This is a genomic window from Vibrio sp. D401a (assembly GCF_030248515.1).
In the GTDB taxonomy this organism is placed as follows: Bacteria; Pseudomonadota; Gammaproteobacteria; order Enterobacterales; family Vibrionaceae; genus Vibrio; species Vibrio rotiferianus.
Map to the genome: position 1 here is coordinate 1 of NZ_JAHGAI010000087.1, position 12525 is coordinate 12525.

Sequence of the window (12525 nt, forward strand, 5' to 3'; positions counted from 1 at the left end):
GACTAATTCTTAACGAATTGCCGAATGTCTTCGGAAAATCTTGAATTAGATTTGACGAACCAGTAGCAAAAAGGGCATCATTTGATGCCCTTTTTCTGCACTCAACTTTTTTTTAGCTGTTTTCTTGTTCAGAACTTGGTTGAGAGCAGAGCAAGATTGGCCAGTGAGGCTTAATCTTAAGAGTGTAACGCTGATTTTTTCAGCGATATGGAGTTTGCCCTGCAACAGCGGGGTTGTTGTCGTCTATAGTAAGACTTGTGACAGGTTGGTTTATGAAAGCAAATAATGCTGAAACTCCTGATAGCTCAAACGCAGCCGATACGTTTAAGTGGATTGCCGCTTTCGTATTAGCAGCGGCCGCTGTTGTGGGTAATTACCTGTATGGTGAAATGTCTGTAGTGGTTCGCGCTGCAGGCGTTGTTGTTCTAATTGCAGCTGCTCTTGGCGTTGCAGCAACAACAACTAAAGGTAAAGCAGCGATCAGTTTTGCAAAAGAATCTCGTATGGAAGTTCGTAAGGTTGTTTGGCCTACTCGCCAAGAAACCATGCAAACAACACTGATCGTTTTAGCTGTAAGTATTGTAATGGCTCTAGCGCTTTGGGGTATTGACGGCATTATGGTTCGTCTAGTAGCTCTAGCGACTGGGGTATAGAGGGTTTTAATTCATGAGTGAAGCTCCAAAAAAACGCTGGTATGTGGTTCAAGCCTTCTCTGGATTTGAAGGTCGTGTAGCTCAGTCTCTTCGCGAGCATATCAAAATGCACAGCATGGAAGAGCTATTCGGTGAAGTACTGGTTCCTACTGAAGAAGTAGTGGAAATGCGCGCGGGTCAGCGTCGCAAATCTGAGCGTAAGTTCTTCCCTGGTTACGTCCTTGTTCAGATGATTATGAACGATGAATCATGGCACTTAGTACGCAGTGTGCCGCGTGTCATGGGCTTCATTGGTGGTACCTCCGACCGTCCAGCACCTATCACAGATAAAGAAGCTGACGCTATTCTTAACCGTCTTGAGAAGGCGAGTGAAGCTCCTCGTCCACGTACTATGTACGAAGCGGGTGAAGTGGTACGTGTTAACGAAGGTCCATTTGCTGACTTCAATGGTACTGTTGAAGAAGTAGATTATGAGAAGAGCCGCCTGAAAGTGTCTGTGTCGATCTTTGGTCGCGCAACACCAGTTGAGCTTGAATTTGGTCAGGTTGAAAAACTTGATTAAAAAAACACCTTTTTAAGGGTTGTCTAAGGCGCGAATTATGACTATAATTTCGCGCCTTTTTACTTCTCGTGAAGTAAAGAGTTTTTTCACAAACGGGGAGCTGATCAGTGATTAGCGTTTGTACCCAAACTTAGGAATTATCATGGCTAAGAAAGTTGAAGCTTACATCAAGCTACAAGTTGCAGCTGGTATGGCGAACCCAAGTCCACCAGTTGGTCCTGCACTAGGTCAACACGGTGTTAACATCATGGAATTCTGTAAAGCGTTCAACGCGAAAACAGAATCTCTAGAGAAAGGTCTACCTACTCCAGTTGTTATCACTGTATACAACGACCGTTCTTTCACGTTCGTAACTAAGACTCCACCTGCTGCTGTTCTACTTAAGAAAGCTGCTGGCGTTAAGTCTGGTTCAGGTCGTCCAAACACTGAAAAAGTTGGTACTGTAACTGACGCTCAAATCCAAGAAATCGCAGAAACTAAAGCTGCTGATATGACTGGTGCTGACATCGAAGCGATGAAGCGTTCAATCGCTGGTACTGCTCGTTCAATGGGCCTAGTGGTAGAGGGTTAATAAGATGGCTAAACTAACTAAGCGCATGCGCGTAATCCGCGAAAAAGTTGACGTAACTAAAGAGTACGAAATCAACGAAGCTGTAGCTCTTCTTCAAGAACTAGCGACTGCTAAATTCGTAGAATCTGTTGACGTTGCTATTAACCTAGGCATCGATGCTCGTAAATCTGACCAGAACGTACGTGGTGCAACTGTACTACCTCACGGTACTGGCCGCGAAATCCGCGTTGCAGTGTTCACTCAAGGTGCAAACGCTGAAGCAGCTAAAGAAGCTGGCGCAGACATCGTTGGTATGGAAGATCTTGCTGAGCAAGTTAAGAAAGGCGAAATGAACTTCGACGTAGTTGTTGCTTCTCCAGATGCAATGCGCGTTGTAGGTCAACTAGGTACTATCCTAGGTCCTCGCGGTCTTATGCCAAACCCTAAAGTTGGTACTGTAACTCCTAACGTTGCTGAAGCAGTTAAAAACGCTAAAGCTGGTCAGGTTCGTTACCGTAACGACAAAAACGGCATCATCCACACTACTATCGGTAAAGCAAACTTCTCTGCTGAGCAGATCAAAGAGAACCTAGAGTCACTTCTAGTTGCTCTGAAGAAAGCTAAGCCATCTTCAGCGAAAGGTACTTTCCTGAAGAAAGTAAGCATCTCTACTACTATGGGTGCTGGTGTTGCTGTTGATCAGGCTAGCCTGAACACTCAAGCATAATTTATTTGCTTAGGCGCAAAATTTGTGTATAATTTTGCGCCTAATATTTGTGGTTGGGGCTGAACTTTGGTTCTAAATGAATTAAGACCCAGTCTCCGTCCAAGACCGTAGGTGTCTGACTTTATTTTTAAATGAAGGCTTAATATTCCCTACGTAGATGGTGCCCGAACTGACAGAAAGCTCTATGTAAATAGTTACCTTTCTTCTGGGAAGCACCTGAATAACTCTCACTGTCGTGATGATAGTGAGTGGTGTAACGACAACCAGGAGTAAATCCAAGATGGCTTTAAACCTTCAAGACAAAAAAGCAATTGTTGCTGAAGTCAACGAAGCTGCCAGTGGTGCACTTTCTGCAGTTGTAGCTGATTCTCGTGGCGTAGAAGTTGGCGCTATGACATCACTACGTAAACAAGCTCGTGAAGCTGGTGTTTACGTACGTGTTGTTCGTAACACACTTATGCGTCGTGCGGTTGCAGGTACTGAGTACGAGTGTCTAACTGACACTTTCACTGGTCCTACTCTAATCGCATTCTCTAATGAGCACCCAGGTGCTGCAGCGCGTCTTTTCAAAGACTTCGCTAAAGAGAACAAAGACTTCGAGATCAAAGCTGCTGCATTTGAAGGCGCGCTAACTGACGCTGAAGTACTAGCGACACTACCAACTTACGACGAAGCTATCGCACGCCTAATGATGTGCATGAAAGAAGCTTCTGCAGGCAAGCTGGTACGTACTATCGCTGCACTACGCGACCAAAAAGAAGAAGCTGCTGCGTAAGCCTTGCTTTTCACTGGTTGCTATTTAAACTTATTGTTGATTTAAAAGAGAATTGTTATGTCTATCACTAACGAGCAAATCCTAGACGCAGTTGCAGAAATGTCTGTAATGCAAGTTGTTGAACTAATCGAAGCAATGGAAGAGAAATTCGGTGTTTCTGCTGCTGCTGCTGTTGTAGCTGGCGGCGCTGCTGCAGGCGAAGCTGCTGCTGAGCAAACTGAATTCGACGTAATCCTAGAATCTGCTGGCGGTAACAAAGTTGCTGTAATCAAAGCAGTACGTGGCGCAACTGGCCTAGGTCTTAAAGAAGCTAAAGCTCTTGTAGACGGCGCTCCAGCACCTCTTAAAGAAGGTGTTGACAAAGCAGAAGCTGACGCTCTTAAAGCTCAGCTAGAAGAAGCTGGTGCAACTGTTGCTGTTAAGTAATTATTGCATAGTTTCTTAGCCTAACGGCTAATTGGCTGGTGGTTTTTTAACCACCGGCCTTTTTGCGCTGTAGGGTATAGGCGAATTTTCCCGCTGTTTAAGCGCCTCATATCCATGCAAAAAACATTTCATTCTTTCGCAATGGAATGTCACTACAGTAAACAGCTATTTAGTCACTGTCCCTTACCCCCCTTAAGTAACTAGGAGCGGGCGGACAGTTTGGGTCACTTATCAGCGAGCTGAGGAACCCCATGGTTTACTCTTATACCGAGAAAAAGCGCATCCGTAAGGACTTTGGTACTCGTCCACAAGTTTTGGACATTCCATACCTGCTATCGATCCAGCTCGATTCGTTCGACAAATTCATCGAACAGGATCCTGAAGGTCAATACGGTCTTGAAGCTGCTTTCCGTTCTGTATTCCCAATTCAGAGCTACAACGGCAATTCTGAGCTGCAATACGTTAGCTACCGTCTTGGTGAGCCAGTTTTTGACGTTAAAGAATGTCAAATCCGCGGTGTAACTTACTCAAAGCCACTACGCGTAAAACTACGTCTAGTAATCTTTGATAAAGACGCACCAGCAGGTACTGTAAAAGACATTAAAGAACAAGAAGTCTACATGGGCGAAATTCCGCTTATGACAGACAATGGTACCTTCGTAATCAATGGTACCGAGAGGGTTATCGTATCCCAGCTGCACCGAAGCCCAGGCGTGTTCTTCGACAGCGATAAGGGTAAGACCCACTCTTCAGGTAAAGTTCTATATAACGCACGTGTAATTCCTTACCGTGGCTCATGGTTAGACTTTGAGTTCGATCCTAAGGATAACCTATACGTACGTATCGACCGTCGTCGTAAGCTACCAGCATCGATCATCCTTCGTGCACTTGGTAAAACGTCAGAAGAAATCCTAGATATCTTCTTTGAGAAAGTGAACTTCGAAGTGAAAGACCAAACTCTACTTATGGAGTTGGTTCCAGATCGTCTACGTGGTGAAACTGCGTCATTCGATATCGAAGCGAACGGTAAGACTTACGTTGAGCAAGGTCGTCGCGTTACAGCTCGTCATATCCGCCAACTAGAAAAAGATGGCGTTGATCACATCGAAGTACCAGTTGAGTACATCGTTGGTAAAGTTGCATCGAAAGACTACGTTAACGAAGCAACAGGCGAGATCATCGTAAACGCTAACCAGGAAATTAGCCTGGAAGCTCTAGCGAACCTATCTCAGGCTGGCCATAAAGCGCTAGAAGTTTTATTCACGAACGATCTAGACCACGGTCCATTCATGTCAGAAACGCTACGCATCGACAGCACTGTTGATCGTATTTCTGCGCTGGTAGAAATCTACCGCATGATGCGCCCTGGTGAGCCACCAACAAAAGAAGCTGCAGAAGCTCTATTCGAAAGCCTATTCTTCTCTGAAGAGCGCTATGACCTATCAACTGTTGGCCGTATGAAGTTCAACAGTTCTATCGAGCGTGAAGATGCTCTAGAACAAGGTACGCTTGACGAGCAAGACATCATCGAAGTGATGAAGAAGCTTATTGCGATCCGTAACGGTAAAGGCGAAGTGGACGATATCGACCACCTAGGCAACCGTCGTATCCGCTCTGTAGGCGAAATGGCTGAGAACCAATTCCGTGTTGGTCTTGTGCGTGTTGAACGTGCAGTGAAAGAGCGCCTAAGCCTTGGTGACCTTGATGCAATCATGCCTCAAGATCTAATCAACGCTAAGCCTATTTCAGCAGCAGTTAAAGAATTCTTTGGCTCTTCACAGCTTTCACAGTTCATGGACCAAAACAACCCGCTATCAGAAGTAACGCACAAGCGTCGTATTTCTGCATTGGGTCCTGGCGGTCTAACTCGTGAACGTGCTGGCTTCGAAGTACGTGACGTACACGTAACTCACTACGGTCGTCTATGTCCTATCGAAACGCCGGAAGGTCCAAACATCGGTCTGATTAACTCTCTATCTGCGTTTGCGCGTTGTAACGAGTACGGCTTCCTAGAGACGCCATACCGTCGCGTTGTAGATGGCGTTGTTACAGACGAAGTAGATTACCTATCTGCAATCGAAGAAGGCCAATTCGTTATCGCACAGGCTAACGCTGCGCTAACTGAAGAAGGCGGTTTTGCAGATGAGCTGATCACAGCTCGTCAAAAAGGTGAATCTGGTCTACACCCTCGTGAGCACGCTCAGTACATGGACGTTGCGACAAACCAGGTTGTATCTATCGCTGCATCGCTTATCCCGTTCCTAGAACACGATGATGCGAACCGTGCATTGATGGGTGCGAACATGCAACGTCAGGCAGTTCCAACACTGAAAGCTGACAAACCGCTTGTTGGTACTGGTATTGAACGTAACGTAGCAGTTGACTCAGGTGTAACTGCAGTTGCTAAACGTGGTGGTGTAATCCAGTCAGTAGATGCTTCTCGTATCGTTGTTAAAGTGAACGAAGAAGAACTAGTACCAGGCGAAGCTGGTATCGACATCTACAACCTGACTAAATACACACGTTCTAACCAGAACACATGTATTAACCAGCGCCCATGTGTAATGCCAGGTGAACCAGTATCACGTGGTGATGTTCTTGCTGATGGTCCTTCAACAGACCTAGGTGAACTAGCGCTTGGTCAAAACATGCGTATCGCGTTCATGCCTTGGAACGGTTACAACTTCGAAGACTCGATCCTAGTATCTGAGCGCGTAGTTCAAGAAGACCGCTTCACGACTATCCACATTCAAGAACTTACTTGTGTGGCGCGTGATACTAAGCTTGGTTCTGAAGAGATCACTGCTGATATTCCAAACGTAGGTGAATCTGCTCTGTCTAAACTAGACGAGTCAGGTATCGTTTACATCGGTGCTGAAGTTAAGGGTGGCGACATCCTAGTTGGTAAAGTAACACCTAAAGGTGAAACTCAGCTAACGCCTGAAGAGAAGCTACTACGTGCAATCTTCGGTGAAAAAGCATCTGACGTTAAAGATACTTCACTACGTGTACCTAACTCTGTTTCAGGTACGATTATCGACGTTCAAGTCTTCACTCGCGATGGCGTAGAGAAAGACAAGCGTGCGCTTGAAATCGAGCAAATGCAGCTTAAAGAAGCGAAGAAAGACCTAACTGAAGAATTCCAGATTCTTGAGGGTGGCCTTCTAAACCGTGTTCGCGCTGTATTGATCGATGGCGGTTACTCTGAAGCGAAACTAGACGCAACTGATCGTAAGAAGTGGCTAGAACTAACGCTAGAAGATGACGCTCTACAAACTCAGCTAGAACAACTAGCAGAGCAGTGGGACGAGCTAAAAGCTGACTTCGATAAGAAATTCGAAACTAAGCGTCGTAAGATCACACAAGGTGATGATCTAGCACCTGGCGTACTGAAGATCGTTAAGGTTTACCTAGCGGTTAAACGTCGCATCCAGCCTGGTGATAAGATGGCGGGTCGTCACGGTAACAAGGGTGTAATCTCTAAGATCAACCCTGTTGAAGACATGCCATACGATGAAAAAGGTCAGCCTGTAGACATCGTACTTAACCCACTGGGTGTACCTTCGCGTATGAACATCGGTCAGATCCTAGAAGTACACTTAGGCCTGGCAGCGAAAGGTATCGGTGACAAGATCAACCAGATGGTTAAAGAGCAGCAAGAACTAGCGAAATTCCGCGAGTTCCTACAGAAAGTTTACGATCTAGGCGAGACTCGCCAGAAAGTAGACATTGCTTCTCTATCTGATGACGAAGTTCGTACTCTGATCAAGAACCTACGTGGCGGTCTACCAATCGCGACTCCAGTATTTGACGGTGCACCAGAAGCGTCTATTAAAGCGCTACTGAAACTAGCAGACCTACCAGAATCTGGTCAGCTAAAACTGTTTGATGGTCGCACAGGTGACCAGTTTGAGCGTCCTGTAACTGTAGGTTACATGTACATGCTGAAACTGAACCACCTTGTTGATGACAAGATGCACGCTCGTTCAACTGGTTCGTACAGCCTAGTAACTCAGCAGCCACTTGGTGGTAAAGCTCAGTTCGGTGGTCAGCGTTTCGGTGAGATGGAAGTATGGGCACTAGAAGCATACGGTGCTGCTTACACTCTACAAGAAATGCTAACGGTTAAGTCGGATGACGTTAACGGCCGTACTAAGATGTACAAAAACATCGTAGACGGTAACCACAGCATGGAACCTGGTATGCCAGAATCGTTCAACGTATTGTTGAAAGAGATTCGCTCGCTAGGTATCAACATCGAGCTAGAAGACGAAGAGTAATCTCTTTCCCTCTCGACTAAGGTTGAGAGAGATATAAAGCGATTATTTGGTAGAAGGTGCTCACTTTAGCGGGTGAGCTCCTTTTAACTCCTTACAGGAGCTGATTGTGAAAGACTTATTAAACTTTCTAAAAGCACAGCATAAGACCGAAGAATTTGATGCAATCAAAATCGGTCTATCTTCACCAGACATGATCCGTTCATGGTCTTTCGGTGAAGTTAAAAAACCTGAAACGATCAACTATCGTACGTTCAAACCTGAACGCGATGGTCTGTTCTGTGCGCGTATCTTTGGTCCAGTTAAAGACTACGAATGTCTTTGTGGTAAGTACAAGCGCCTGAAGCACCGTGGTGTTATCTGTGAGAAGTGTGGTGTAGAAGTTACACAAACTAAAGTTCGTCGTGACCGCATGGGCCACATCGAGCTAGCTTCACCAGTAGCTCACATCTGGTTCCTAAAATCGCTACCGTCTCGTATCGGTCTACTAATGGATATCCCTCTACGTGATATCGAACGTGTTCTTTACTTCGAAATGTACGTAGTAACAGAGCCAGGTATGACTGATCTAGAAAAATCTCAGATGCTTACTGAAGAAGAGTATCTAGATCGTCTAGAAGAGTGGGGCGACGAGTTCACTGCTAAGATGGGTGCAGAAGCAATCAAGGACCTACTAGGTTCTATGGATATGCACGCTGAAGCAGAACAAATGCGTGAAGAGCTAGAAACAACTAACTCTGAAACTAAGCGTAAGAAAGTAACTAAGCGTCTGAAACTGGTAGAAGCGTTTATTCAATCTGGCAACAACCCAGAGTGGATGATCCTTACTGTACTTCCAGTTCTTCCGCCAGATCTACGTCCTCTAGTACCACTAGATGGCGGTCGTTTTGCGACTTCAGATCTGAACGACCTATACCGTCGTGTGATCAACCGTAACAACCGTTTGAAGCGTCTTCTAGAGCTAGCTGCTCCGGACATCATCGTACGTAACGAAAAACGTATGCTGCAAGAGTCTGTTGATGCGCTACTAGACAACGGTCGTCGTGGTCGTGCGATCACAGGTTCTAACAAGCGTCCTCTGAAATCTCTTGCTGATATGATCAAGGGTAAACAAGGTCGTTTCCGTCAGAACCTTCTAGGTAAACGTGTAGACTACTCTGGCCGTTCTGTAATCACAGTAGGTCCATACCTTCGTCTACACCAGTGTGGTCTTCCTAAGAAGATGGCACTTGAGCTATTCAAACCATTTATCTACAGCAAGCTAGAGACTCGTGGTCTTGCGACTACAATCAAAGCTGCTAAGAAGATGGTAGAGCGTGAAGAAGCGGTAGTTTGGGATATCCTAGACGAAGTAATCCGTGAACACCCAGTACTATTGAACCGTGCACCTACACTTCACCGTCTAGGTATCCAGGCGTTCGAACCAGTACTAATCGAAGGTAAAGCGATTCAGCTACACCCACTAGTGTGTGCGGCGTACAACGCGGACTTCGATGGTGACCAAATGGCGGTTCACGTACCTCTAACTCTAGAGGCACAGCTTGAAGCTCGTACACTGATGATGTCGACAAACAACATTCTGTCGCCAGCGTCAGGTGATCCGATCATCGTACCTTCTCAAGACGTTGTATTGGGTCTGTACTACATGACTCGTGATAAGATCAACGTGAAAGGTGAAGGCATGTACCTTTCTGGCCCAGCAGAGGCTGAGAAAGCATACCGCACTAAGCAAGCTGAGCTTCACGCACGCGTTAAAGTACGTATTACAGAAACAGTTGTAGACGAAGACGGCAACAGCACAACAGAGACTAAGATGGTTGATACAACTATCGGTCGTGCAATGCTATGGCAAATCGTGCCAGCTGGTCTACCGTACAGCATCGTTAACCAAAAGCTAGGTAAGAAGCAAATCTCTAACCTACTAAACGAGGCGTACCGTAAACTAGGTCTGAAAGACACTGTAATCTTCGCTGACCAAATCATGTACACAGGTTTCGCATACGCGGCACTATCTGGTGTATCTGTTGGTATCGACGATATGGTTGTACCGCCAGCTAAGTACACTGAAATCGCAGAAGCGGAAGAAGAAGTACGTGAAATCCAGGAACAATACCAATCTGGTCTTGTTACTGCGGGCGAACGATACAACAAAGTTATCGATATCTGGGCATCGACCAACGATCGCGTAGCGAAAGCGATGATGGCAAACCTTTCATCTGAAACGGTAGTTAACCGTGACGGTGAAGAAGAGCAACAAGAATCGTTTAACAGCATCTACATGATGGCTGACTCGGGTGCTCGTGGTTCTGCAGCTCAGATTCGTCAGCTAGCGGGTATGCGTGGTCTGATGGCGCGTCCGGATGGTTCGATCATCGAAACGCCGATCACTGCGAACTTTAAAGAAGGTCTAAACGTACTTCAGTACTTTATCTCAACGCACGGTGCTCGTAAGGGTCTTGCGGATACGGCACTGAAAACAGCGAACTCGGGTTACCTAACTCGTCGTCTAGTAGACGTTGCTCAAGACGTTGTTGTAACTGAACATGACTGTGGCACTCATGAGGGTGTTGACATGATGCCTCACATCGAGGGTGGTGATGTTAAAGTTGCACTAACTGAGCTAGCTCTAGGTCGTGTAGTAGCTGAAGACGTTCTTAAGCCAGGTACAGAAGATGTTCTGATCCCACGTAACACTCTAATTGATGAGAAGTGGTGTCAGATCATGGAAGAGAACTCAGTAGACAGCATGAAAGTGCGCTCTGTAGTTACTTGTGATTCTGACTTCGGTTGTTGTGCACAGTGTTACGGTCGTGACCTAGCACGTGGTCACCTAGTGAACCAAGGTGAAGCTGTTGGTGTAATCGCTGCTCAGTCTATCGGTGAACCGGGTACACAGCTAACGATGCGTACGTTCCACATCGGTGGTGCGGCATCTACTGCAGCAGCAGAGAACAGCATCCAAGCTAAGACAACTGGTACAGTTAAACTGCACAACGCTAAGTTCGTAATCAACAAAGATAAGAAGCTAGTAATCACGTCTCGTGCATCTGAGCTAACTATCATTGATGAATTCGGTCGTACTAAAGAGAAGCACAAACTTCCTTACGGTTCGATGCTAAGCAAAGGCGACAACGATGCAGTAACAGCTGGCGAAGTTGTTGCTAACTGGGAAGCGCACACCATGCCAATCATCACTGAAGTGGCAGGTCGCATCCAGTTCGTAGACATGATCGACGGTGTTACAGTTTCTCGTCAAACAGATGACCTAACAGGTCTATCTTCAAGCGAAGTAACTGACCCAGCAGCTCGTCCAGCAGCAGGTAAAGATATGCGTCCAGCTATCAAACTTGTTGATGAGCAAGGTAACGATGTAATGATCCCTGGTACTGAAATGCCAGCTCACTACTTCCTACCTGGTAAAGCGATTGTAAACATCGAAGACGGCGCGGAAGTAGGTGTGGGTGATACACTTTCACGTATCCCTCAGAAGTCTGGCGGTAACAAAGATATCACCGGTGGTCTACCACGCGTAGCTGACCTATTCGAAGCTCGTAAGCCTAAAGAGCCTGCGATTCTTGCTGAGCACACAGGTACTGTGAGCTTCGGTAAAGAGACGAAAGGTAAACGTCGTCTAGTAATCACTCGTGACGGCGGTGACGCTTACGAAGAGATGATTCCTAAGCATCGTCAGTTGAACGTATTTGAAGGTGAGCGTGTTGAACGTGGTGACGTGATCGCAGATGGTCCAGAGTCTCCACATGACATCCTACGTCTACGTGGCGTACACGCTGTAACTCAGTACATCGCTAACGAAGTACAAGAAGTTTACCGTCTACAAGGCGTTAAGATTAACGATAAGCACATCGAGACTATCGTTCGTCAGATGCTACGTAAGTGTACAATTACTCACGCAGGTGACTCTGAGTTCCTACCTGGCGAGCAAGTTGAATACTCACAAGTTAAGATTGCTAACCGTAACCTAGAAGCTGAAGGCAAAGAGCCTGCACGTTTCGAGCGTGAGCTACTAGGTATCACTAAGGCATCTCTAGCGACTGAGTCGTTCATCTCTGCGGCATCGTTCCAGGAGACAACTCGCGTACTAACAGAAGCTGCGGTTTCTGGTAAGCGTGATGATCTACGTGGTCTGAAAGAGAACGTAATTGTTGGTCGTCTGATCCCAGCTGGTACTGGTTTCGCATACCACCAAGAGCGTCAAGCTAAACGTGCTGAAGAGCAAGAAGGTCCATCTGCTGAACAAGCAACAGATAACCTAGCTGCACTTCTAAACGCTGGCTTCTCATCTGACGAGTAATCGTTAAGAGCTTAAAAGAAAAGGCACCTTCGGGTGCCTTTTTTGTTTTTGAAGCAAGAGGTTAGACGCTATGATTCGAGAGCGCTTTGCTATAGGAATTGAGAGGTGTTGTTTGAGGGCTAGTGCAAGACGTTTAGATAGAACTTGTCCTTAGAGAGGTAAAATGAACCGAATCCCAAAAAACAAAAAGGGTTGACGCACACACGCCAACCCTCAAGAATTGTTCTCGCTTCTCGCTTCTCG

8 protein-coding genes are annotated in these 12525 nt (G+C 46.2%); all 8 read left to right on the forward strand.

Annotation, left to right across the window (positions count from 1 at the left end; translation table 11 throughout):
• Positions 1-272: 272 nt before the first annotated feature.
• A complete protein-coding gene (gene secE / locus KIV41_RS24365; protein ID WP_005451121.1) occupies positions 273-653 on the forward strand; it encodes a preprotein translocase subunit SecE in 381 nt (126 codons plus the stop codon).
• Between the two features lie 13 nt (positions 654-666).
• Positions 667-1215 (forward strand): transcription termination/antitermination protein NusG, encoded by a 549-nt coding sequence (gene nusG, locus KIV41_RS24370; protein ID WP_005451123.1) that lies wholly within the window; start codon positions 667-669, stop codon positions 1213-1215.
• Between the two features lie 142 nt (positions 1216-1357).
• Positions 1358-1786 carry a 50S ribosomal protein L11 gene (gene rplK, locus KIV41_RS24375; protein ID WP_005451125.1) on the forward strand — a complete coding sequence of 143 codons (429 nt, stop codon included), beginning with the start codon at positions 1358-1360 and terminating at the stop codon, positions 1784-1786.
• Positions 1787-1790: 4 nt separating this feature from the next.
• Complete coding sequence (gene rplA / locus KIV41_RS24380) at positions 1791-2492, forward strand: 50S ribosomal protein L1 (RefSeq protein ID WP_010444406.1); 702 nt, start codon at positions 1791-1793, stop codon at positions 2490-2492.
• Positions 2493-2772: 280 nt separating this feature from the next.
• On the forward strand, positions 2773-3267 hold the full coding sequence (gene rplJ, locus KIV41_RS24385; RefSeq protein WP_010444404.1) for a 50S ribosomal protein L10: 495 nt from the start codon (positions 2773-2775) through the stop codon (positions 3265-3267).
• 57 nt (positions 3268-3324) lie between these two features.
• A complete protein-coding gene (rplL, locus tag KIV41_RS24390) occupies positions 3325-3693 on the forward strand; it encodes a 50S ribosomal protein L7/L12 (protein ID WP_010444402.1) in 369 nt (122 codons plus the stop codon).
• A gap of 251 nt (positions 3694-3944) precedes the next feature.
• Complete coding sequence (rpoB, locus tag KIV41_RS24395; protein ID WP_010444401.1) at positions 3945-7973, forward strand: DNA-directed RNA polymerase subunit beta; 4029 nt, start codon at positions 3945-3947, stop codon at positions 7971-7973.
• 106 nt (positions 7974-8079) lie between these two features.
• Positions 8080-12282 carry a DNA-directed RNA polymerase subunit beta' gene (rpoC, locus tag KIV41_RS24400; protein WP_045390538.1) on the forward strand — a complete coding sequence of 1401 codons (4203 nt, stop codon included), beginning with the start codon at positions 8080-8082 and terminating at the stop codon, positions 12280-12282.
• Positions 12283-12525: the final 243 nt, after the last annotated feature.